The sequence below is a fragment of the Pedobacter xixiisoli genome (genome assembly GCF_900215335.1).
Taxonomy (GTDB): domain Bacteria; phylum Bacteroidota; class Bacteroidia; order Sphingobacteriales; family Sphingobacteriaceae; genus Pedobacter; species Pedobacter xixiisoli.
This window is the reverse complement of the sequence record NZ_OCMT01000002.1, coordinates 1,038,888-1,063,468: the sequence shown is the minus strand read 5'-3', so window position 1 is coordinate 1,063,468 and position 24,581 is coordinate 1,038,888. Positions and strand designations below refer to the sequence as shown.

At 37.7% G+C, this 24,581-nt stretch carries 20 protein-coding genes; 7 read left to right on the top strand and 13 right to left on the bottom strand.

Annotation, left to right across the window (positions count from 1 at the left end):
• Positions 1-11: 11 nt before the first annotated feature.
• Together rdgB and CRO54_RS10840 are read right to left on the bottom strand one after the other, a co-directional pair.
• Positions 12-587 (bottom strand): RdgB/HAM1 family non-canonical purine NTP pyrophosphatase, encoded by a 576-nt coding sequence (gene rdgB, locus CRO54_RS10845; protein WP_097131834.1) that lies wholly within the window; start codon positions 585-587, stop codon positions 12-14.
• A 90-nt stretch (positions 588-677) separates the two neighbouring features.
• Complete coding sequence (locus tag CRO54_RS10840) at positions 678-1,286, bottom strand: hypothetical protein (RefSeq protein WP_097131832.1); 609 nt, start codon at positions 1,284-1,286, stop codon at positions 678-680.
• A 95-nt stretch (positions 1,287-1,381) separates the two neighbouring features.
• Between CRO54_RS10840 and CRO54_RS10835 the strand changes: the two genes are divergently transcribed.
• From CRO54_RS10835 to CRO54_RS10820, 4 genes are all read left to right on the top strand, one after another.
• Entirely contained in the window at positions 1,382-1,972 is a 591-nt protein-coding gene (locus CRO54_RS10835; RefSeq protein WP_097131830.1) for a hypothetical protein, read from the top strand.
• Positions 1,973-2,041: 69 nt separating this feature from the next.
• Positions 2,042-3,421 carry a peptidylprolyl isomerase gene (locus CRO54_RS10830; protein WP_097131828.1) on the top strand — a complete coding sequence of 460 codons (1,380 nt, stop codon included), beginning with the start codon at positions 2,042-2,044 and terminating at the stop codon, positions 3,419-3,421.
• 3 nt (positions 3,422-3,424) lie between these two features.
• On the top strand, positions 3,425-4,387 hold the full coding sequence (locus tag CRO54_RS10825; protein WP_097131826.1) for an AAA family ATPase: 963 nt from the start codon (positions 3,425-3,427) through the stop codon (positions 4,385-4,387).
• A gap of 77 nt (positions 4,388-4,464) precedes the next feature.
• A complete protein-coding gene (locus CRO54_RS10820) occupies positions 4,465-4,842 on the top strand; it encodes a Fur family transcriptional regulator (protein WP_097131823.1) in 378 nt (125 codons plus the stop codon).
• 300 nt (positions 4,843-5,142) lie between these two features.
• Here the strand turns inward: CRO54_RS10820 and CRO54_RS10815 are convergent, their stop codons facing one another.
• The 3 genes from CRO54_RS10815 to CRO54_RS10805 form a co-directional block, all read right to left on the bottom strand.
• Positions 5,143-6,156, bottom strand: a complete 1,014-nt coding sequence (locus tag CRO54_RS10815; protein ID WP_097131822.1) for a zinc-binding alcohol dehydrogenase family protein — start codon at positions 6,154-6,156, stop codon at positions 5,143-5,145.
• Between the two features lie 405 nt (positions 6,157-6,561).
• Positions 6,562-7,644: a putative type IX sorting system protein PorV2 gene (locus tag CRO54_RS10810; RefSeq protein ID WP_097131820.1), complete on the bottom strand. Its 1,083-nt coding sequence runs from the start codon at positions 7,642-7,644 to the stop codon at positions 6,562-6,564.
• A gap of 3 nt (positions 7,645-7,647) precedes the next feature.
• Positions 7,648-8,319, bottom strand: a complete 672-nt coding sequence (locus CRO54_RS10805) for an ACP phosphodiesterase (protein ID WP_097131818.1) — start codon at positions 8,317-8,319, stop codon at positions 7,648-7,650.
• A 219-nt stretch (positions 8,320-8,538) separates the two neighbouring features.
• Between CRO54_RS10805 and tyrS the strand changes: the two genes are divergently transcribed.
• Positions 8,539-9,825 carry a tyrosine--tRNA ligase gene (tyrS, locus tag CRO54_RS10800; protein WP_097131816.1) on the top strand — a complete coding sequence of 429 codons (1,287 nt, stop codon included), beginning with the start codon at positions 8,539-8,541 and terminating at the stop codon, positions 9,823-9,825.
• Between the two features lie 142 nt (positions 9,826-9,967).
• On the opposite strand, the gene CRO54_RS10795 is transcribed toward tyrS, so the two are convergent.
• The 3 genes from CRO54_RS10795 to CRO54_RS10785 are packed head-to-tail and all read right to left on the bottom strand — an operon-like array spanning position 9,968 to position 13,769.
• Entirely contained in the window at positions 9,968-10,954 is a 987-nt protein-coding gene (locus tag CRO54_RS10795; protein WP_097131814.1) for a LuxE/PaaK family acyltransferase, read from the bottom strand.
• A 28-nt stretch (positions 10,955-10,982) separates the two neighbouring features.
• Positions 10,983-11,333 (bottom strand): hypothetical protein, encoded by a 351-nt coding sequence (locus CRO54_RS10790; protein ID WP_097131812.1) that lies wholly within the window; start codon positions 11,331-11,333, stop codon positions 10,983-10,985.
• 3 nt (positions 11,334-11,336) lie between these two features.
• Positions 11,337-13,769, bottom strand: coding sequence for a penicillin acylase family protein (locus tag CRO54_RS10785; protein ID WP_097132339.1), 2,433 nt, complete (start codon positions 13,767-13,769; stop codon positions 11,337-11,339).
• 197 nt (positions 13,770-13,966) lie between these two features.
• Between CRO54_RS10785 and CRO54_RS10780 the strand changes: the two genes are divergently transcribed.
• The gene (locus tag CRO54_RS10780; RefSeq protein ID WP_097131810.1) at positions 13,967-16,870 is read left to right on the top strand and encodes a TonB-dependent receptor; all 2,904 of its coding nucleotides are present in this window, start codon (positions 13,967-13,969) and stop codon (positions 16,868-16,870) included.
• 171 nt (positions 16,871-17,041) lie between these two features.
• On the opposite strand, the gene CRO54_RS10775 is transcribed toward CRO54_RS10780, so the two are convergent.
• From CRO54_RS10775 to CRO54_RS10765, 3 genes are all read right to left on the bottom strand, one after another.
• Entirely contained in the window at positions 17,042-18,667 is a 1,626-nt protein-coding gene (locus tag CRO54_RS10775) for an ABC-F family ATP-binding cassette domain-containing protein (RefSeq protein ID WP_097131808.1), read from the bottom strand.
• A 298-nt stretch (positions 18,668-18,965) separates the two neighbouring features.
• Positions 18,966-19,703, bottom strand: a complete 738-nt coding sequence (locus CRO54_RS10770; protein WP_097131806.1) for an EcsC family protein — start codon at positions 19,701-19,703, stop codon at positions 18,966-18,968.
• A 249-nt stretch (positions 19,704-19,952) separates the two neighbouring features.
• Complete coding sequence (locus CRO54_RS10765) at positions 19,953-20,555, bottom strand: OmpH/Skp family outer membrane protein (RefSeq protein WP_097131804.1); 603 nt, start codon at positions 20,553-20,555, stop codon at positions 19,953-19,955.
• Between the two features lie 234 nt (positions 20,556-20,789).
• Here CRO54_RS10765 and gyrB point away from each other — a divergent pair, with 234 nt between their 5' ends.
• Complete coding sequence (gyrB, locus tag CRO54_RS10760; protein ID WP_097131802.1) at positions 20,790-22,748, top strand: DNA topoisomerase (ATP-hydrolyzing) subunit B; 1,959 nt, start codon at positions 20,790-20,792, stop codon at positions 22,746-22,748.
• A gap of 318 nt (positions 22,749-23,066) precedes the next feature.
• Here the strand turns inward: gyrB and CRO54_RS10755 are convergent, their stop codons facing one another.
• The gene (locus tag CRO54_RS10755) at positions 23,067-23,993 is read right to left on the bottom strand and encodes a bestrophin family protein (protein WP_097131799.1); all 927 of its coding nucleotides are present in this window, start codon (positions 23,991-23,993) and stop codon (positions 23,067-23,069) included.
• A gap of 32 nt (positions 23,994-24,025) precedes the next feature.
• Complete coding sequence (locus tag CRO54_RS10750; RefSeq protein ID WP_097131797.1) at positions 24,026-24,526, bottom strand: universal stress protein; 501 nt, start codon at positions 24,524-24,526, stop codon at positions 24,026-24,028.
• Between the last annotated feature and the right edge of the window lie 55 nt (positions 24,527-24,581).

The window sequence follows — 24,581 nt, the reverse complement described above, 5'->3', positions numbered from 1 at the left end:
TCTTTATAAGTCTAGCGTTTAAGAAACTCAATAAGTTTTTGCATTGCCAAAGCCCTGTGGCTAATTTTGTTTTTCTCACTCATGTCCATTTCTGCAAAAGTAATTTCGTAGCCATCTGGCTGAAAAATAGGGTCGTAGCCAAAACCATTTGCGCCGCTCTGGGTTGTTCTGATGGTGCCTTCAATCACACCTTCAAATAAATGATTTTCTCCATCCTTTAATAAAGAGATGACCGTTTTAAACCTAGCTCTACGGTCGGTTTTGCCTTCCATATTCTTGAGCAACAGTCGTAAATTTGTAGCGTCATCTTTTACGCCGCTATATCTAGCTGAGTAAATGCCCGGCTCATTGTTTAAGGCCTCTACTTCCAAGCCGCTGTCATCAGCAAAGCAATCTAAACCAAAAGTCTCAAAAACGTAAGTGCTTTTAAGCGTAGCATTTTCGGCAAAAGTACCTCCCGTTTCTGGAATATCAACCAAGCAATTAATATCTTTTAGGTTGAACACTTTATAGTTCGGAGCTAATATTTTGGCTACTTCTTCTGTTTTGTGTGCATTATTGGTCGCAAATACCAGTTCTTGTGTCATATTTCGATTTGTTTTTTAACACCCGATGTAGTTCCATGTTTAACAGAAAGCTTAAGTGCGCTAAGGTGTCTTAGGTGGTAAGATTAATTGTCAACTCAGATTTTTTAACGTTCCCCACAGTGCTTTCTTTGCAGAAAGGTCTGTTTCTAAATCGTGAAGATTGTGGGTAAAAATCATTTTTATATCGTTAACTACATGAAGTTGGTGGCGCAGTTGTTCGCCTAAACCTAATGTTAATGGAGGTACTCCAAAAGAAATCACCAACTTGCAAGCAAAAAATGAATACAGATGTTCAAACTTAGCATTAGTGTAAGCCGAATAATTCAAAAGTGCAAAATCAGCATTTTTTAGGTTGATAGACAATACTAGTTTGCGTAAAAGTTCCGTTCCTTGCGGCGTACTTACTGGATTTTGCGAATCATTTACCAATATTAGGATAGATTTTTCATTCTTTCCTAAATATTTGAAGTCGAAAGATGTTGGATAAGCAGCTACAGGTTCTTCTACCTTAGGAAGTGTAGCAACTGTTTCAGGCTGCTTGATGGTTTGTACTTTTTCTACTGCAACAGGTATTGGTGTAGCCGTAGATTCTTGAATAGCAGTGTTTTCTAAAGCAGTAAGGTCTCCTGTTAAATAAACATCATCGTTAAAAAATAAACGTAAAGCTTCTGCGTTAGTTATAAGTTGGTTGCTATTCATTTTTATAGAAAAAATTTCTGTTAAAATTAGTTAAATATCTTATTATAGCACCTTAAATTATTACTTTTATCCATTAATTAACAAACGCATCTTTTGTGAAGAAAGTCTTTTTAGTTCTGTTTTTTACTACTGCGGGAGGTTTTTTGTACGCTCAAAACGTCGCTACAATAAACAGTAATCCCATCAGTAGCAAAGAGTTTCTTTGGGTTTATAAAAAGAATCATGCTGGTCAAGCCAACCTGAATCAAAAGGAATTGGCGGCCTATTTAGATTTGTACGTCAACTTTAAATTAAAAGTTGCCGAAGCAAAATCTTTAGGGTTGGATGCTGATGAAACTTATAAGGAAGAAATTGCTGGCTATGAAGATGCCTTGAAAGCGCAAAAGAAAGTTTCAGCAGATACGCCTGAGTATGCTTACATCATGAATGAGTATAGGGAAGGCGTATTGATGTTTAACGTTTGCGAGCAGAAAATATGGGGAAAAGCTCAAGAAGACGATGAGAAACTGAAAACTTATTACACAAACAACGCTAAAAATTACGAAGGCAAACCGTTTGAAGAAGTAAGGGGACAAGTAGTTGGAGATTACCAACAACAACTAGAAACAGAATGGGTAAATAGCTTAAGGTCTAAGTACAAGATAAAAATTAACCAAGCAGAGCTGAAGAAATTAACTAAGCAATAGAGCTGCTAAATTAGCTTCTACGCCTAATAATTTTAACTTTGCAAATTATACAACAGAATTAGCATACTAATGAAGAGAATTTTATCAATAGCAAGTATTTTAGTATGCTTGTTTTTGAACGTTGAGAGCGTTAAAGCGCAGCCGAAGCCGAATTTGGACAAAGTAGTAGCGGTGGTAGGTAGCAATATTATTTTATTGTCTGATCTTAACCAACAATATGCTATTTACTTAAATCAAGGTAATCCTGCAGATCCAAAAGCAAAATGTTACTTTTTACAACAAATGCTAGTGCAAAAGTTGTTAAAACAGCAAGCAGAAATAGACTCTATTGTTGTGGAAGAAGGTCAAGTTGATGATGAATTGGATAAACGTATGCGCTACCAAACGCAACGTATGGGCGGACAAGAAAAATTAGAACAATTCTTGCAAAAATCTTTATTACAGTATAAAGATGAGATGCGCCCAGATGTAAAGGAGGGTTTGATTGCGCAAAAGATGCAAGCAAAAATTACCGAAAATACAACTGTAACTCCTTTAGAAGTAAAAAAATATTTTGATACTTACCCTAAAGATAGTTTGCCAGATATTGGTGCCGAGGTGGAGGTTGGAGAAATTGTACTACAGCCAAAATTAACCAAAGCAGAGAAACAGAAATACTACGATAAGTTAGAAGCAATCCGTTTACGTGTAAAGAGTGGGGAGGATTTTGGCTTCTTAGCTAAATCTTATTCAGAAGATCCGGGTTCTGCCTCTGAAGGTGGAGATTATGGTTTCATTGATAGACAAACCATGGTAAAGGAATTTACTGCTTGGGCATTTAAGTTGAAGGCTGGAGAAATGTCGCCAGTATTTGAAACAGAATATGGATATCACATTTTGCAAGTTTTAGAACGTAGAGGTGAGCAATCTCATGTAAGACATATTTTGGTGCGTCCTCAAAATACACCACAAAGCTTGGAGCGTGTTAAGTCAAAGGCAGATAGTATTTATCAAGATTTATTGAGCAAAAAATTACCGTTTGCAACAGCGGCATCTTTATATTCAGATAATAAAGAAACTCAGTACAATGGTGGTATGATGCTTTATGCTGATAACCAAACTGCTAGAACTACATTTATGCCAGTAGAGAAATTAGATCCGTCTGTGTTTGTGGTAATAGATACAATGAAAGTTGGAGAGATTTCTAAACCTACTCAGTTTAACGATCAGCAAAGTGGTAAATCTGGATATAAAATATTCTTCTTGAAATCTAAAATAGCGCCACATAAAGCCAGTTTAGAACAAGATTATCCAAAATTCAAAGAACAAGCCCAACGAGAAAAGGAATCGAAAGTAATGAGCCAATGGTTTGAAAAACGTAAAGAAACTACCTATATTAGGGTTGACGACGAATTTGAAACTTGTGACGAATTGAAACTTTGGGTTAAAAAGGATAAAGATAGTAAGTAGCCAATGCAGTTTAAAAATGAGGTTGAAGCCGTTGATGCCCTGCATCAATCATTTAGAAATATACATGCCGAAATCGGTAAAGTCGTAATTGGACAGGACGAAATTGTAAAATCAGTGCTCATTGCTATTTTTAGCAATGGGCATTGTTTGTTAGTAGGTGTACCTGGATTAGCCAAAACTTTATTGGTGCAAACCGTGGCTGGTGTACTAGACCTTAATTTTAACCGTATTCAATTTACGCCAGATTTAATGCCTAGTGATATCATTGGTGCAGAAATTTTAGGCGAGGACCGTCAGTTTAAGTTTATCAAAGGCCCAATATTTTCCAATATTATCTTAGCGGATGAGATTAACCGTACGCCTCCTAAAACACAAGCTGCCTTATTGGAGGCTATGCAAGAAAAAGCAGTTACCGCTGCCGGAGTAACTCATGGTTTGCCTCAACCCTTCTTTGTTCTAGCTACACAAAACCCAATTGAGCAGGAGGGAACTTACCCGTTGCCAGAAGCACAGCTGGACCGCTTTATGTTCAATATTTCGCTAGATTATCCAGCGTTTGCTGATGAGTTAACGATTGTGAAAAATACCACGAGCAATCAAAAAGTAGAGCTGCAAAAAATCATTAGTGCTAGTGAGATTCAGTATTTTCAAAAACTGATTCGTAATATTCCAGTAACGGATAATGTATTGGAGTATGCGGTAAAATTGGTAGCCAAAACCCGTCCTAATAGTGAGTTTGCAACTGCTGAAATCAATAATTTTATTTCTTGGGGTGCTGGTCCAAGAGCGTCGCAGTTTTTGGTTTTAGGTGCTAAATGTCATGCGGCTATCTCTGGTAAGTACTCTCCAGATATTGAAGATGTGCAAGCAGTAGCTGAAGGTATTCTACGCCATAGAATTGTACGTAACTACAGAGCTGAAGCTGAAGGTTTAACTACAGAGCAAATCATCAAAAACCTTTTCTAGTACTTTTTATCATAACAAAGTATAGCTTTAAGCCATTAAATATTTGATGCTTTAGATTTTTGTATATTTGTAATCGTATGAAAGTTGCAAGAAATACCGTAGCAAAAACAGAAATCAAAAAGTTAATTCATAGTTCTGAAGTGGCATTGTCGCATACAGAAATACAGGCTGCTTTAAACGATTTGTGTGACAGGGTTACCATTTACCGTGTGTTAGACAGATTGGTAGAAGAGGGTTCTGTACATAGAATTGTAAATGTAGATGGCGTAATCAAATATGCTGAATGCCACGATTGTGAAAAGCAACACCACCATAATCATGTTCATTTTAGCTGCGAAAAATGTAAATCTGTAACTTGCTTGGAAGATGTTGAGCCAACTTTTAAACTTCCAAAGCAATATCAAGTTAAAGAAGTAAATTTTACACTTTCGGGATTATGCCCAAAATGTTCTTAAAATAACGTGAGCTTTGGATATTTTGCTCTGTTTTTCGATTACTTAATTTGCATCAAGAAGTAGAACTGCCGTCATCTCGACCGAAGTGGAGAGATCCTTAAGCATAATTGGAACAAATATATATTCAAAGATTTCTCCACTCGCTTTGCTGCGGTCGAAATGACGAATCAAGACCCAAAACTCACGTTAAAATAAGATATAAGATTTTGTCGTCATTGCGAGGTACGAAGCAATCTCAATTCGCTTTAATAGTTAACGAATAGTTGTTGGATTGCTTCGTACCTCGCAATGACGATTTCACTACAATTTAATCGCCAATTTACCAATTGTAGTTCCGGACTCTAGCTGTTCATGAGCTAGTTTTAAAGTTTCAGCAGAAAGGCCATCTAGCGTTTGGGTCAAAGTATGTACTAATACTCCCTCATCAATTAAATCAGCTACTTTGTTTAAAATGTGATGTTGCTCAATCATGTCTTCTGTCTGAAAGCTTGAGCGAGTGTACATAAATTCCCAAGAGAAGCTAGCACTTTTAGTTTTTAACTTATTTAACGCAATTGGCGTGGCGCTACCTGTAATAGAAGCAATGTGTCCTTGTGGTTTGATGAGTTCTACCATTTCGTCCCAGTAGGCATTGGCATCTACAAAATCTACAATAAAATCTACGTATTGAAGTCCTGCATTTCTAACTTCTTCTGTCAGATTTTTATGATTAACCACCACGTCGGCACCCATGTGCTTGCACCATTCGATACTTTCAGGTCTTGATGCGGTGGCGATAACTTTTAAACCTGCTATTTTTTTCGCCAACTGAATAGCGATAGAACCTACACCTCCTGCGCCAGCAATAATTAGTAGAGTTTTGCCTTTGTCCTTCTCTGTGCTGATACGAATTCTGTCAAAAAGAATTTCCCATGCGGTAAGGGTGGCGAGCGGCATTGCTGCGGCAGCTTCATTACTTAAACTCTTAGGTTTTTTACCTACAATTCGCTCATCTATTACTTGATATTCTGCATTGCAGCCGGCTTTGGTAATGTCGCCTGCGTAATAAACTTCATCGCCAACTTTAAATAAAGAAACCTCGTTTCCTATGGCTTCGATTATACCGCAAGCATCCCAACCGATGATTTTAGGTTCGGCAAGTTCTGTATCTTTTGCGGAGTTCTGTCTTATTTTATAATCTACTGGATTTACTGCAATGGCATTTATTTTCACCAAAAGTTCGTGTCCTTTTGGAGTTGGTTTTTCGATTTCAAAATCAATAAAACTATTTGGTGATGCTATTGGGAGGGAAGTTTTAAATCCTACTGCTTTCATGATGTTAGGGGTTTGATAACAAATTTAGCAGAGAGAATAGATTAGCCTGTCATTAAAAAGTTGTTTTTATTCAGTGGTTTGAAATAAGCACTAGTATTTATAGAACACCCCGGTCTTCGACCACCCCCTCTACAAGAGGGAAATTGCATCATACCTTCCCCTGTTGTAGAGAGGTGCCCAGCGGGCGGGGTGTTTTTAGAGCAATGCAGTTTGTTTTTAAACCTGATTGAAATGTAAATCTTTTTTGCAGGTGTCATCCTTGAACCTGTCGAAGGATTGTTGCTAATAGATGCTTCGATAAACTCAGCATGACAATGATGAAAAGGCAATGCCAGCAAAAAAATTGAAATGTAAAGCAGGGCTAACGTAAATCGTAGCTCAGCTCTTGCTTTTCAAAAAATTAAATTACTTGGCTTCGAAATCTAATCTGATAGAAAAAACGTTGCTGTAAAGTGCGTCAGAGCTGTTGCCAACGTTGGTTAACGCATAGTCTAAAGAGAAATTCTTTATTTTAATACCTACACCCATATTAGGTTGATAGGTGTAAATTTGTTTGCCTGTAAAATCTGTAGACTTTTGAATATTACCTACTCCGCCACGTAAAAAAATGGTTTTCTTGAAATCAACCGAGAGACCAACAGTTGGGTCGGCACTAACAGGGTCGGCACTTACCAACACGTTTCTTTGTCCATCAGTAGTTAAATTGATGTTGGTTTCGGCCATGATGTTGAATTTTTCGCTTAACGCTGTATCGTAAGCTACACCTAAAATAATGCGAGGCATGGTGGTTTCTGTAGAGCTTTTAGGGATATCGTTGCCTGTGGTAGCGTAAACGGTAGAAAGTTTGTCGGCATTATAGCTCCACGAGTTGAAGGTAGAAGTAATGTCTTTTCCAACTGCGGCAAATTTCCATTTTCCTTTTTGGTATTGCACACCAGCATCTAAACCAAAGCCCCAAGATTTACCGTACTCGCCAACCAAACGGTGGATGACCTTAACATTGGCTCCATAACTTAAACCGTCACCTGCTCCAATGCCATTTTTGCCTTTTTTACGGGCATAAGAAAAGATAAACGCATAATCTGCGGCAGAAAATTTCTTCACTCTATCGTAATTGATATTTCCATCGGCATCAATTAATTCAGAAGTATCAGGAATATCATCTACACCAAATCTTAAAACAGATGCGCCAATTACAGCAGTGTTGTCTTGCACCGAAGTGGCGAACGAACCGTAGTCGTACTTGGCAATACCCGCAAAATATTCGGAGTGCATAAAACTCACTTGTCGAGGGGTTTCCATACGGGCCAAACCAGCAGGATTCCAGTAGCCAGCTGTTACGTCGTTTACGCTTGCCACTACAGAACCCGATAAGCCAAACGCTGTAGAGCCCACACCGATGTTGAGGAACTCGTTACTGTATTTTCTTTGCGCATTTGCCGAGGTAGCAGCGACAGATAAAAGGATAAGTAGTAGATGTTTACGCATAGGTTAGGTCAATCGAATTTCGATTTCTTCAAATATAACCATAAAATCAATTTCTAATTGGATTTTGTAAAATTCTAGTACTGAGGTTAAATCATAAGTCGTTTTTTCCGTAAAGGGATGTTCCCACAATCGCATGCAAATACGTTGTAGAGCAAAGCTGATATTCTCTAGTTTTTGATAGCTGAGCAAGTATCTACTAGATTTGAAACCGTTGAAAAACTTGAAGAAAAGTTCAGTATCATCGATATTGCAGTTTTTTAGAAAATCCGCTAAATCATCGTCTTTGACGGCATCCAAATTATCATAAAATGAATGAATGGCTATTTGCTGATGTTCGATGAGCAAATGGTCTAAAAGTAGTTCTACACCAATATGTGCTAAAAAAGATGGGCGTACTGGACTATCTTTTAATATTGGGATAAGTAGTTGTTTTAAATCTTGAGTTTTGCTAGTGAAAAAATCTGACGAATGAAATAACAAATCTACCTGTAAATGTCTTTTCCAGCCCTGTAATAAAGTGTCTAGGCCATTTTTTTCAAATAATTCTGCATGTTTCTCTGGATGAACATTCCAGCTCTTGTTGGCATTTTTTAAAAGGTCCGGCAAAATAGTTCCTAAAACGATGTTAGCGTTTGGCGTATTTCTGTCGAAGTAAAAATGCGAAAGGAAGTTCATATCGTAAATATAGCTATATAGATTGTTAGTCGTTTGGTTGTTTTGTTAGTTAGTTGAGTATTTCTAAGAAACCAAAAAACCAAAAAACTGAAAAACCAAAAAACTAAAAGTTATCTTTGCGCCTTGAAAAATCGTTAAAGATGAAACCATCGTGATTTTTGAAATCCGAAGGGAATTTGAAAAAACTGATTGCTTCATCACAAAAGAAACAAAAAACTGATGGAAAATTTTGTAGAAGAATTACGTTGGAGAGGCATGTTACATGACATCATGCCCGACACTGAGCAGAAACTGAATGACGGTATGTGTGCTGGCTATATTGGTTTCGACCCAACAGCTGATTCTTTGCATGTAGGACATCTAACTCAAATCATGACGTTAATCCATTTCCAGAGAGCGGGACATAAACCTGTTGCTTTGGTTGGTGGTGCAACAGGCATGGTGGGTGATCCATCTGGAAAATCTGACGAACGCAATCTGCAAACGGAAGAAATGGTTGCTCATAACCTTGCGGGAATGAAAAAGCAACTTTCTAAATTTCTTAATTTTGCAGAAGGCGGAAATGGTGCCGTAATGGTTAACAACGGCGACTGGTTCAAGGATTTCAATTTTCTGGATTTCATTCGTGAGGTAGGTAAACACATCACAGTGAACTACATGATGGCAAAGGACAGCGTGAAAAAGCGTTTGGAAGGAGATAATGGACTTTCTTTCACCGAATTCAGTTATCAATTAATTCAAGGTTACGATTTTTATTATTTGTGGAAACACCATAACTGCATTTTGCAAATGGGCGGTTCTGATCAATGGGGTAACATTGTTACCGGAACAGAATTGATTAGAAGAAAAGACCGTGGTACTGCTTATGCTTTAACTACACAGTTGATTAAAAAGGCGGATGGCACTAAATTTGGTAAAACAGAAAGTGGTGCCATTTGGTTAGATCCGGCAAAAACTTCACCTTATAGATACTACCAGTTTTGGTTAAATTCATCGGATAGCGATGTTAAGGCTTGGATCAGGATCTTTACTTTAAAAGGGAAAGAAGAGTTGGAGGCGTTAGAAGCACAACATGATGAAGCACCACACTTGCGTATCTTGCAAAAGGCATTAGCGGAAGATATTACCGTTAGGACGCACTCTGTTGAGGCATTGGAAACAGCGATCAAGACTTCTGAATTTTTGTTTGGTAATGGTTCATTAGAATTTTTAAATGGACTTAGCTCTGCAGAGGTATTGGACATTTTTGATGGTATTCCTCAGTTTAAAGTCTCGAAAGCTGACTTGGCTGCCGGAATTGACACACCTTCTTTATTGGCAGAAAAAACTACTGTTTTCCCTTCAAAGGGCGAAGTTAAGAAAACGGTACAAGGTGGCGGTTTAAGTATCAATAAAAATAAAGTAGCCGATTTAAATGCTACTTTCTCTAATGAAAACTTGATCAATGACGAGTTTTTGGTAGTTCAAAAAGGAAAGAAAAACTACTTTTTAATTATAGCAGAATAATTTCTTTTTACGAAAAAGCTGTTTAAAAGTCGGTCGTCATTTCGACACGAAACGAAGTGAAGTGAGAAATCTAGCATATGAATTAGATTTTGCTAGATTTCTCCTCCTAACGTCGTCGAAATGACGTTGAGGCTGCTTTTACTTATTGTACTAGCAGGTTACAGCCTCTAATATCTGCATTATCAAATCTGCCCATAATTTCGAATCGGTTTTCTCCGTGAATTTTACCTAAGTCTTGCGTTGCTATAAACGAACAAGAGTTGATGTTGGCCAAGTCAATGACATTGATGCCGCCAGTAATATACGAAGCTGATAAGATGCTTAATGGGTCAGAAGTATCTCTCAACAGAATTTTCATCCACGGTGGGCATTCGAAAATCCCGTCTCCTTTGGAATATCCTTGAGATAGTAGTTCGGTCATTCCGTATTCGCTATGAATGTGTTTTACACCAAATGACGAACAAAGCAGCTGATGAAGTTCAGCACGTACCATTTCCTTTCTTTTCCCTTTCATACCTCCAGTTTCCATCACAATGAGCTCAGGAAAATCAATTTGATATTGCTCTGTAAAATCAAGTAAAGCGTAGGTAACCCCAATTAAAATTGTCTTTTGCTTCATTGATTTCAGTTCTCCTAAGGTTTGGTGAAGTTCTTCATGGTTATGTAGAAAATAGCCACTTTTAGGGTGAGTACTTTGCTTCAATAAATCATCTACCATGTAAATTAGAGAAGAACCATCGCGTTCTAAGTAGGATGGAAGTAGTGCTAGGATGCAACAATCATCTGGTTTGCCGTAAAATAATTCAAATGCTTTGTTGTAACTATCTTCGTAGATTGATACCTCTTGAACTAAATGTTTGCTGGTAACTTGACCTGTAGTTCCAGAGCTGCTGAAAGTAATTTCTACAGGCTTATTACTAGATATAACAGCATGCGATTTAAAAAAGCTAATCGGAAGGAAAGGAATATCTGTATAGCTGTTAATAGCTTCAACATCAATTTTTAGATGAGAAATATACGCTCTATATATTGGATTATTAGCGGCTTGAAAACGAAAAGTTTCTAATGCGGCTTCGTTAAATTCTGCTTCGGTCTGTATAGAAAAAAAATGCCCTGCGTTGATGTTCACAGGGCAAAAATACGAAGTTTTTTATCGACTAAGCTTTCGCTTTAGATTTAATTGTTGCTTTTCGGAAATGATAGCCGCAATAACCGCTAATGCCAGCCGCTAAACCGCCAATTAGCGCAGTAACTGCTAAAATTGCTGGCCATACTTTTAAGCCAAACATTTCAGCTACACGTCCGGCTAGCAGGTGGTTGTTCGGAAAACTTTTATATAAAGCCATTCCAGTCCACAGAACGATAATGGCAAAAAATGGTTGCCAAAAAGAGATTTTTCCTGTTTTTCCAATAATGCCGCAAGTGGCAAAAGAAACTACAATGATAGTCCACCAAGGGAAAAAAGATTGTAGTGCGAAAGATAGAATAAGTATAACGATGAAAACCATTGTCTATTTTTTTGAGATTTTATAACGAGAGATAATTTTTCCTCCTTTATCATCGGGAGATTGCATGAAGAACAAATCATATAACTTGCCTTCTGCCCAAGTGTCAATCATGTTATCATAGTATGGGCTGCCTGGATTTCCAGATTGTCCACCAGGATAAACGCCGTGACCTTTAGGTGTTTTGCCCAATTCAATCACCATTCTCCATGAAGGGCCATTAGTTTCTGATAGCGCATTTACAGTACTTTTAGAACCGCCAATCAACATTTTTTTAGAGCCAAACCCAGGTATTTTTGCTAAGTGAGGCACATTAGAATTTTTGAAATTACCCCATTGCCAATCTTCGCCAATTGGACCATATTTCCTTTCTAAACTATCGCATGCATATTTAAAAGAAGAGTTAACTAAATCTGCTAAAGTTTCTTTTTTAGAGGTTTTTACATTGTCAAACCATTTTGAATTGGGATCTTTTTGTATCAACTCAATGGTGCGATCCCTAGAAGGAAAGCGCATCGGTGTGTCTTTGTCGCCAAAATCATCATCCCAAATTTCGGTAGATAATCTCTTTGTCCAAAGGTCAAAAACACTTGCCGCAACAGATTTGGCGTCAAAATATTTGTTCCACTTTGTAATTAAGTTGTACGATTCTTTTTGCGTAGCATTTAGGTTGGCATTATTAACCAGTGGTAAAATATAAGGTACGATGTTTTCGGCCATGATGCTGTACGAGTCCATTTGTAGATTACGCATGCTGTCTGCCGTTACATTTTTCATTGCCGCCAGCCTGTCATTAATTCTTTTGCCTCTTTCGTAAGGTGCAAATTCCCAATTGATGTAATATGGGTAAGTAGGATCTGTAGAAGATTGATTGGCAGAACTTACGAAGTTTCGTGGTGGATTTTTAACCGTCGGATTTTGCGAAGCTGGAATCCAGCCTTGCCAATCGTTGCTAGGATCGGTTCCATCTAAAATGAACTTACCTTGGTTTTTCCATTTTAAAGGAAGTTTACCATTAGGCGTAATTGCAATATCGTTATCTGCACTTGCAAAGATGAAGTTTTGTGCAGGAGCGGTAAAATAAGGTAAAGCTTTTCTGTAGTCATCATAGTTTTTAGCTCGGTTCATCAAATAAAAGGTTTTCAATTCATTCGATTTGTCGTGAGCTATCCAACGTAAAGCATGTCCTGTAGGTACATTGTTCGCCCTGCTGTAGCTAGGTTTCTGAAAGTAAACTATCGGGCCATGATGAGTGTAATAAACAGTGTCAACAATATCTTTTCCACCTTTAATTTTGATGGTTTCATACCTCGGCTTGGTAGCATTCCATTTATTGTTGTACCAATAACTGTCGTGTTTGTCATCCTTAAATTTAATCTGATAAAAATCTAGCACATCTGCAGCTACGTTGGTTACACCCCAAGCAATGTTTTGGTTAAAACCAATAATGACTCCAGGAGCACCAGGAAGTGAAACACCATATGTATTAATGCCAGGAGCATGCAATTGTATTTGATACCAGATCGATGGTAACGTTAAATCTAAGTGCGGATCGTTTGCTAAAATAGGGAAACCAGATGCTGTTTTAATTCCAGATACTGCCCAATTATTGCTTCCAATTCCTTCTACTTTTTGTTTTGTAGCGATATTGGCAGTCATCATTTCAGTAAATGATTTTGGTGTGCCAGGTACTGGAAGTGGTTCAAAATCCCATTTGGTGCCTACGGGTATAATTGGATCTTCCTTAAATGGATAGTCTGGGAATAAGTCTTTGGTAATTGCCGGTCCGTATTTTTTAAGTACGTTGGTCATGTAGAATTCATCAGAACCCATTGCTAATACCGCAGACATTTGTTTAAGCAACAATGCGCATTTGATCGGCGACCATTGTTCGGGTTTAAAGTTTAATAGTTTGTATTCTACTGGTAGATTGCGTTTGTTTAAAGATTTGATGTAATCGTTAATGCCTTCTGTATATGCTAATAACATTTCTCTAGATTGAGGATCTGCCATCATGCCTTCCAGAGAATTTTCGGCACCATACATCATGCCCATTCTGCGTTGGTATTTGTCTACCTCAATTGCTTTTGCTCCCACAACTTCAGAAATTCTTCCGGCAGCAAAACGAGTTTGGAAATCCATTTGCCAAAGGCGATGCATGGCAGTTACATAACCTTGCGCATAATATACATCATGGTCATTTTGTGCAAATACGTGAGGGATCATCCTGTCGTCAAACAAAATCTCAATTTTGTCGTGAGCATTTTTTAGAACCAATTTTTTGTTTTTAGCAGGAGATGACCCTTCAGCATTCTGCCAAAATCCAGTAAAAGGATTAAGGAATTTTAATATTGGAGGCAGGTCGCCAAACTTCGTATTTAATGTATATCCCAATAGAATAGGAATAATGATGCAAATCAATGCTTTAACTCTGTTCATTTGGTAATTTGTAGTTTTTGGTTGTTGTTTTTGATGTTTCAATCAAAATGTAAGGAGGCAATTTAATTATAAAAACGAAATGAAACGTAATCTATTTTTAATTACTCAAAACTAATTATGTTAAAAAAAATAGAATTTGTAAGTATAAAAAAATGTATTAAGTTTATGTTAAAATAAACAATATAAACTACAGACGTATGAACAAAACTATTACTAAAGTCATTCTTATGATTTGTGTTTTGCTGTGGACTGGGTTCGCAGCCATTGCACAAAGCATTGTGGTGAGCGGTACCGTAAAGGACAAGCTAACCAACGAGCCGATCCCAGGAGTAAGCGTTACAGTGAAAGGAAAAACGATAGGTTCATCTACCGATCAAAATGGTAGATTCTCTTTTACAACAACTGAAAAACCTCCATTTACACTTTCTGTTACATTTGTAGGATACACTACCATTGAAAGATCGGTTACAGGTGCTACGAACAATTTAAGTTTTGAGTTAGAATCTGGTGCTATTTTAGGTCAGGAGGTTGTAGTTTCAGCTTCGAGAACGCCAGAACGTATTTTGGAATCTCCAGTAACCATTGAGCGTTTGGGGCAAGCTCAGATTAAGGAAGCTGCTGCTCCTTCATTCTATGATGCTATTCAAAATATCAAAGGTGTGGAGATGAGTACGCAAAGTTTAACTTTCAGATCTTACAATACAAGAGGTTTCAATGCAAATGGTAATACTCGTTTCAATCAATTAATTGATGGAATGGATAACCAGGCGCCGGGCTTAAACTTCTCTGTAGGTAATATCGTTGGTATCACGGAATTAGATGTTGATAATGTAGAGTTATTGCCAGGTGCTTCTTCAGCTTTATATGGTGCTGGCGGTATCAGTGGTACCATGTTAATGACTTCTAAAGATCCGTTCAAATATCAGGGTGTAAGTTTTCAATTAAAAACTGGTGTGAACCACGTAAACGATAACAATACTTCTGCGCAAGAATTTAGACAGTTTGATATGCGTATGGCAAAATCTTGGAACAACAAGTTCGGTGCTAAATTTGCATTTTCATTCTTACAGGCGAAGGATTGGTTCGGTACTAATACATCAAATTTTGATAGAAATGCCAATATGCCGAAAGCGGGAGATCGTCAGAGTGATCCAGCTTATGACGGCGTTAATGTTTACGGAGATGAGACAGCTTATAATATGAGAACTACTAATAATACAGTTGAAGCTGGTGCTAGGCAAGCAATATTAAATGCTTCTGGAGGCCTATTTAACCCACAAACGGTACTAAATAATTTGCCTGCTGGTACTCCTTATGCCAATTATATATCTTTTATCAATACAAATGTTCCTGCTGCTCTTAGAACAGCGGTTACGAGTCAATATTTGCCATTCTATTATGCTCAACGTAATCCTGGCGTTTTGCCCAATCAAAATATTACAAGAACAGGATATAATGAAATAGATTTAGTAGATTATGACACTAAATCGTTAAAAATGTCAGGAGGTTTGTACTATAACTTTACGCCAACGATTCAATTAACGGCACAAGCAAATTGGGGAACAGGTACATCTGTTTATACCGGTTCAGATAGATATTCATTACGTAATTTTAATATTGGTTTATATAAATTAGAATTAAAAGGTGAAGATTTTTACGTTAGAGGTTATACTACTCAAGAGCGTTCAGGAGACTCATATATTTCTTCAATTTTAGGAGCATATGTTAGCGAAAAGGATAAATCTTCTACTGCTTGGTTGCCACAATATATCGGTACTTATGTAGGCGCACGGTTGAATCCAGCAGTTACTGAAGCACAAGCTCATGTGGCCGCTCGCCAAGCAGCAGACGCTGGACGAGCTATGCCGGGGTCTGCTAGGTTTGAGACTTTTGCGGAAGAAATTAAAAACACCTATATCAGTCAAACAAATCTAGCTACTGGGGTATATGGCGCAAAGTTTAATGATAAGTCTAATCTTTATCATTACGAAGGGATGTATAATTTCTCAAGGTTGTTTGATAATGTAGTAGAGTTTCAAATTGGAGCTTCTGCCCGTAGATTTGACTTAAATTCTGGAGGCACTATATTTGATGATTTAAGTAGAGAAATAGATATTGATGAATATGCGGCTTTTGGTCAGTTAGGAAAGAAATTTGGAGAATCGTTTAAATTAACTGTGGCTGGCCGTTACGATAAAAGTCAAAATTTTGATGGCCGTTTTACTCCAAGAGTAACAGGAGTTTGGACAGTTGCTAAAAACAGTAACATCCGTGCTTCATTTCAAACTGGTTTTCGTAACCCAACAACTCAAAATCAGTATATAAATTTAGCAGTTGGTGGGGGTAGTCAACGCCTTATTGGTGGAATACCTGAGTTTTTAGATAAATATAATTTACAAGGTAATAGACCTTATACAGAAGCCAGTTATAGGGCTTTTGTGAACGCTTTGGCAGCTGGTCAGCCAACAACAGGCATTTTAAAAGAATACACTTTTGATTCAAGAGGAGTGCGTCCAGAGAGTGTTAATGCCTTCGAATTGGGCTATAAAGGTTTGTTAGGTTCTAACTTCTTAATAGATGTTTATGGTTTCTATAATGAATACAAAAACTTCATTACCGGTGTGAATGTTCATCAGTTAAATGGAACCACGTTTACTAAATTTGGTGTGCCTGTAAATGCAACAGGTAAAGTTACTACTTATGGTGGTGCATTTGGTTTAGATTACGTTAGAGGCAAATACACTTTCTCAGGTAACGTTTCTTACAATAAATTAAACGACTTGCCAGCTGACTACAATAACGATTTCAACACACCAGAAATCCGTTATAACTTAGGTATTAGTAACCGCGAAGTGTTCAAAAACGTAGGTTTCAATGTGAACTATCGTTGGCAAGATAGATTCGTTTGGTTCTCATCTTTTGCCGGTGGTGAAGTACCTGCATTTGGAACAGTAGATGCCCAAGTGAATTTGAAAGTGCCTTCAGTAAATTCTATAGTTAAAATTGGTGGTTCAAACATCTTGAACAAATACTATATCACTTCTTATGGTAACCCAGAAGTAGGTGCAATGTACTATGTTTCATTAGCGTTTAATCCATAGGGCGCCTCCCCAACGAGGGGCTTATTGTAAAACAAAAAATCCCTGAGAGAATTCTCTCAGGGATTTTTTTTATGCGTTCTCGTCATTTCGATACGTAGTGAGAAATCTAGCTTATTATAAGTATCATATTAGATTTCTCATCATTCTTCGTCGAAATGACGATAGTAAGTACTATTTATACATTTCTTCTCTCAACTTCGCAACCTCGCTGCTGTTGATATAATCATCGTAAGTCATTAGTTTATCGATAATTCCTTTTGGCGTAATCTCGATAATACGATTCGCAACAGATTCGGTCAATGCATGATCTCGTGAGGTAAATAACATCGTGCCTTTAAAATCTTTCATGCCGTTGTTTAATGCGGTAATTGATTCCAAATCCAAGTGGTTGGTTGGTTCATCAAACAATAAGAAGTTAGCTTGTTGCAACATCATTCTTGAGAACATACAACGCATTTTCTCACCTCCGGAAAGCACTTTTACGTTTTTCAATACTTCTTCGCCAGAAAATAACATACGACCCAAGAAGCTACGTACAAATTGCTCATCAGCATCAGTTCCAGAGTATTCACGTAACCAATCTACCAAGTTCTCGTCTTTGTTAGCGAAAAACTCAGTGTTATCGTTAGGAATATCAGCTATGCTAATAGTCACACCAAATTTAAACTCTCCAGTGAAATCTTTATCGTTACCATTTAAAATTTCGTAAAAAGCGGCAGTAGCTAAGCTGTTTTGAGATAGCACGGCGATTTTATCTCCCTTGTTCACCATAAAGCTGATGTCTTTGAAGAAAACCTCGCCATTCACAGTTTTGCTCAGTTTTTCAACCTGTAGAATTTGGTCACCTGCCTCACGAGCACCATTATTGTTAAACATAATAGCTGGATACTTACGACTTGAAGCTTTAATTTCTGAGATATCGATTTTATCTAAAGCCTTTTTACGTGAAGTTGCTTGTTTAGATTTAGAAGCGTTCGCACTAAACCTGCGGATAAAATCCTGTAACTCTTTTACTTTATCTTCTAGTTTCTTGTTTTGGTCTGAACGTTGTTTTAGCGCTAACTGCGAACTTTCGTACCAGAAACTGTAGTTACCGCTGTAAATATTCATTTTACTGAAATCAATATCTACGATGTGTGTACAAACCGCATCTAAAAAGTGCCTATCGTGACTTACCACTAATACAATGTTTTGGTAGTCTGCCAAGAAATTTTCCAACCATGCAACGGTATCAATGTCCAAATCGTTGGTAGGCTCATCCAATAATAAAATATCGGGATTGCCAAATAAAGCTTGTGCCAATAACACACGTACTTTTTGGTTACCGTCCAATTCTTTCAATAACTTATGGTGAAACTCTTCCTTAATGCCAAGGTTACTCAACATCGTAGCCGCATTGCTCTCCATGTTCCAGCCGTCCATTTCTGCAAAAAGGTTTTCCAATTCGCCAGCACGTTCGCCGTCTTTTTCAGAGAAATCTTCCTTCATATAGATGGCGTCTTTTTCCTTCATGATGTCGTACAATTGCTTGTGTCCCATCATCACCGTTTCAATTACCGGAAACTCGTCGAACTCGTAGTGGTTCTGCTTAAGCACAGCCATACGTTCGCCTGGCGTAAAAGCCACCGAACCACTAGTTTGCTGTACATCACCAGATAAAATCTTCATGAAGGTAGATTTACCTGCGCCATTTGCGCCAATTACTCCATAGCAGTTGCCATGCGTAAATTTTAGGTTAACATCCTCAAATAGTGTACGTTTTCCGTAACGTAGCGATAAGTTTGAAACTGAAATCATGTTGCTGAAAAATAAGCCGCAAAGGTAGTTAAAAAAGGTGGAAGCTGAAAGGTTTAAGGTAGAAGAGGTGTTTTTGGAAAAGCTTAGTCAGTACTTTTAGGCAACTGCAGCCCCGCTTTTCGCTGTAATCTTTTTGTGAACGTAGTTGCGAAAAAAAGACTTCGTAAGTTTTAAAACTTACGAAGTCTGAAGTAAGTGCAACAAAAAGTATTTCCGCTTCAATCGGGTTTGAATAACAAAGGCATTGCACCAAAATACCATAATTGACTAAGCAATGCGTTATTCTCAAATCATCACATTATCGAATAAGCTCATCATATTCAAGAATCCTCATCCTGTAGCTCATCATCGCGGTTTTTCCCAGTTTTTTGATGAGCTGATAATTGGCAACAGCACCAACTGCAGCGCCAACTACAGGAAGTAGTTGCGCTAATTTTGCCAAGTCAATATAATCACGGTACTCTTGCTGAAAGGTTTGCCAATCAAACTGGTCACCACTTTCTGGAAGTAAAATAAGTTTCTCATCCCAATTTTTCATTTGTGACAGAATTTTTTGTCCGCCCTTCTTGCTAGAAAAGGCCAATTGAAAGATATGTAAAATGTACAAGCGTTCCCTAAAATCGCTGGTATTAAAGCCATAAAGCGCTGCAATTTCGTAAAGTAGTTTCATTTTAATAGCAATCAAAATCGGGAAATCAGCCATGCTCATTAAGAAGCCGCCTGCTCCCGTAATGCCGCCTTCTGCTGCGCCAGTTTTGCAGTAACTGTCAATTTTCGCCTTCACTAGTGCTTCTCTGTGGATCAAGCTCATCTCGGCAGGCGGTATATCGGAACTTGTAATCTCCGATCCAAAGAGCACTGCTTTGATCATCTGCTTAATAGTAGCGGTAATGGCATTATGAACTTTTTGCGGAATATAGCTGTTGATTTTTCCTTGGACTTTAGTAGCGATATTTCCCATCAACGATGGTTTCTTCATTACTTCTAGTTTCCAAAACTCAAGTTCTAGTGCTATTTGCTGCTGATATCTGTCCATGGTTGTTGAGTTTACAACAAGTTAGAGCGGTGAAAGTTGGAAGATGTTACAAATGGATGGAGATACGAAGCAATCTTAAAGCGTTTTATTTGCTTGTCTACAGTTGTAAGATTGATTTACGTCGTAGCTGCTTCGCGGTCGTGCCTCGCAATGACGACAAATTGCAAAAAAAAAGTCCCGCAAAATGCGAGACCTTAAACTATTTTTTAGATTTCTCCCTCTGGTCGAAATGACGGAAGGGCTGTGAATTTATTTCTTCTCTTTAGTATAAGCTTCGTTTAAGCCTTTAATTACTTCGCTAGTTACGTCTAAACTTGCGTCAGCGAAAAGAATATCGCCCATGCCTTTTTGGTATTTCAACACCATTTTATAGCCTTTGTCTTTAGCGTAAACTTTAAGATAATCAGCAACTTTGTTGTAAAGTGCTTCTTGCTCTTTAGCTTGTTCGTTTTGGAAAGCGGCGCCAGCATTTTGTTGGTAAGCTTGTAATTCTTGTTGTTTACGGCCCAATCTTTCTTCGGTTGCAGCTCTTTGCTCAGCAGTCATTCCTTGTGCTTGCGCTTGGTATTGTTGCATATCACGTTGGAAAGCTTGTCCTTTAGCTTTCATGTCTGCATCAGCAGCTTTTCCTTTGGCTTCCATTTTAGTTTTAAGTACTTTGAAGTACTCATATTGGTTTAAAAGCGAATCCGAATCTACGAAAACGATTTTATCCTTATTTGCATCTGTAGTTACAGCTGGTTTTGCTGCTGTTCCTTCTGTTTTTGCTTCGTTATTTCCGCAAGCGCTCATGATAGAAACGATGGCAATTGCAGTAGCCAAGCCACTAAATTTTACTGTGTTTAATCTCATTCTGTTTTTGTAAATTTTAACAAATATAAAAATCAAATTCAATTCTTTGGTTTAAATGTTGAAACCTTCGAAGTTTAGATGGTTGGCTAGCTATTTAACAAGCTAATTGAGGAGCTTTTAACTGTCGATTGCGTACTTCAGAATAATGGCTAAAAAACACTCGAATAGTTATCCACAATACCCTGAAATCCATAAAAATTGCGTATTTTTGATTCTTAATTTTTCACATAAAATATGAGCGAAGAAAATAATCCAAACTCTAATTATTCGGCGGATAATATACAGGTTTTAGAAGGTTTAGAGGCTGTTCGTAAGCGTCCTTCGATGTATATTGGTGATACCGGAGTTAAAGGTTTACACCATTTAGTTTATGAAGTTGTAGATAACTCTATTGATGAGGCTTTAGCCGGTCACGCAGATACAATCTATGTAAATATTTTAAAAGGCAATTCTATCCGAGTTGAAGATAACGGACGTGGTATTCCAACCGGTATCAACACTAAAGAAAATAAATCGGCATTAGAAATTGTAATGACCGTTTTGCACGCAGGTGGTAAATTCGATAAAGATACCTACAAGGTTTCTGGTGGTTTACACGGGGTGGGGGTAAGTTGTGTTAACGCATTATCTACCCATTTAAAAGCCGAAGTGCATCGCGAAGGCAAAATCTGGATGCAAGAGTATGAAATTGGTGTTCCGCAATATGATGTTAAAGAAGTTGGAACTACGGACAAAAGAGGAACGATTGTAACTTTTAGTCCAGATCCAACCATCTTTACGCAAACTACAGAATATAAATACGATACTTTGGCTGGTCGTTTACGTGAACTTGCTTTCTTAAATAAAGGCATTTCACTAACGTTGACAGACGAACGTGAAGAATTGGAAGATGGTACTTTCTATCAGGAAGTTTTCCACTCTGATGGTGGTTTGAAAGAGTTTGTTGCCTTTTTAGATGGTACACGTGCATCTTTCTTGCCAGAGCCAATTTATATCGAAGGTATTAAAAACGGAATTCCAGTAGAATTGGCTTTCCAATACAATGATAGCTACTCTGAAAATGTACACTCTTACGTGAATAATATTAATACTCACGAGGGTGGTACGCATATCGCTGGTTTCCGTCGTGGTTTAACACGTACTTTAAAAGCTTACGCTGATAAATCTGGTTTGTTGAAAAACCTAAAAATGGAGATTACTGGCGATGACTTTAGAGAGGGTTTGACGGCAGTTGTTTCTGTTAAAGTTCAGGAGCCTCAATTCGAAGGACAAACCAAAACCAAGTTGGGTAACAGCGAGGTAATGGGTGCGGTAGATGTTGCTGTAGGTGAAGCCTTGGGTAATTACTTGGAGGAAAATCCGAAGGAAGCTAAAATGATCATCAATAAGGTGATCTTAGCTGCGACAGCTAGGGCGGCAGCTCGTAAGGCTCGTGAAATGGTTCAGCGTAAGAGCGTAATGGGCGGTTCTGGTTTGCCAGGTAAATTGGCCGATTGTTCTGATAGTGATCCAGAAAAATGCGAGTTGTTCCTAGTAGAGGGTGACTCGGCGGGTGGTACCGCTAAACAAGGTCGTGATCGTAACTATCAAGCTATTCTTCCGTTAAAAGGTAAAATTTTGAACGTGGAGAAGGCAATGGAACATAAAATCTACGAAAATGACGAGATTAAGAATATGTTCACTGCTTTGGGCGTAAGTATTGGTACCGAAGAGGATGATAAAGCATTGAATATTGCGAAATTGCGTTACCATAAAATAGTCATCATGACGGATGCTGATATCGACGGTTCACACATTACTACGTTGATTTTGACTTTCTTCTTCCGTTATATGAAACCTTTGATCGAAGCGGGTTACGTGTACATTGCTGCGCCACCACTTTATCAAGTTAAAAAGGGTAAAGATTTTGAATATGCTTGGAACGATGTTCAGCGTGATGCTGCAATACAACGTTTAAAAGGAGCAGGTAAGGAAGAAAGTGTTCATATTCAACGTTATAAAGGTTTGGGTGAGATGAACGCAGAGCAGTTATGGGAAACTACATTAGACCCGGCTCGTCGTATCTTAATGCAAGCAACTATTGAAAATGCTGCAGAATGTGACCATACTTTTTCTATGTTGATGGGAGATGAGGTTGCGCCACGTAGAGAGTTTATTGAACGTAATGCAAAATATGCTAAAATTGATGCGTAAGCTTTAAAAGCAATTATAAAATCAAGCCCTCCCTGTGAATTACAGCGGAGGGCTTTTTATTGGTTTAAAATCATTTCTTTCATGCAAGACTGATGCTGACCTGTAGTGAAGCGGAAAGCTACGAAGTAAAATAAATTCAGCATGACCGAATGCCCATGCATCCTTATCCTGAATTTATTTCAGGGTCAGTAAGATCAAAACGATATTATATAACTACAAATCAAACGATAATAGTCGAACTCAGGTTGAAAAAATAAACCCTCCCCGCATTAAGCAGTGGAGGGTTCGTTGTAATCAAAAACAACACTTAGAAATTTCTTATAGTATGTAGTATGAGCCTACAGGTGCCATATCTACGTGAGCTTTATCTTCGAAAAGATTGTCATCATCTAGCATTTGATACAAATCTTTTTCAATCGTTCTGCAAATGGTAGTGGTAGGTGTGTCAGTCGGTTTATTCTCAAAAGGATCCTGTAAATGTACTGCCATCTTTTCTACTAGTAAGAAGAATACCGAGATAGAAATTACCACTGGAACCTCCATCAGTCCAAAATATTCTATGAGGCCAAAAGGAAGCATCATAATGAATAAAATGATAGACATATGGATGTAGGTACTGTAAGTAACTGGAAAAATTGTTTTCTTGATACGTTCGCATCCACCCATGTGATTACAAAGTGCATTCAGTGTCTTGTCTAGCTCAATTTGCTGGTATTTGTTAATCCAACCTTCTTGCAATGCTCTTTTTAGATCCATTGCATGTAATTCTAATAAAGCAACGGTAACATTGTTTCTAGTTTTGATAAAGGCAAGCTCTTTGCTGTCTAGGTAACGCTCTAATCCTTTAGAAGAATTGAAGCCTCGCAATGATTGGCTTAAAGCGTAACACCAAGCAATTTGTCTTTTTACAAATTTGTTTTTAAAAGCACTGACTTCTTCTGTTGCATAAGGACTGTCTACAAAAGAGAGGATTTGCCTAGATAAAGAACGGGAATCATTTACAATAGCACCCCATAATATTCTTGCTTCCCACCACCTGTCGTATGCCTGATTAGACCTAAAAGCTAATAGCAATGATATAATCGTACCTAATAAAGCGGGAACTGCAATAGGAATAGATATACGGGTAAAATGAAAATTCTGATATAATATAACTACTCCAATTGAATATAAGACAACATAAAGTAGCTCTTTTTTAATCTTCCCAAAGATGTACGTAATCGGTATGTTATTTCTTAATAGCATGATATTGGGGATTTAATTTGTTAAACTGTTGATTAGGCAGACACCTTTTTTTCAACCTCTGTGGATTGAATTTTGGTATCGAAAAGTTCTTGCTCATTAGCAATCACTTCAGTATCTAATTCTAAAACTTCACAACCGCTGCGAGCAGTTAAGTATTTAGGGTCGATACTATATTTGTTGATAGGTTTGAAGTTGTAGTTCTTCGGATAAACAATCATGTCTATCTGTAAACCTTCTAATAAATTTCTGAAAGCAACAGCTGTACTTCCATAGAAATATTCTACACCAATACCTTTTACCTTGTTCTGATATTTGTTGGTATAGGCATCTATTTTTTTATTGAAATCATCGCTGATGTTTTCGTAATCTCTGCTTCTTCTGCTCAACATTAACATGTCGGTAATAGAATCAGATAGTTTGAAAGCATGTAAAAAGATAATGGTTACTTCTTCTAAACCTTGGTGTAGTGCAATAGCGTCAATTATTTTGGTGCTTTCTACATTAAAATCCGTTGGAACTAATATTCTTTTCATAACCCTTATTGTTTAAATGTTTAAATAAATATTTAATACAAGTTTAGGGCGAGGA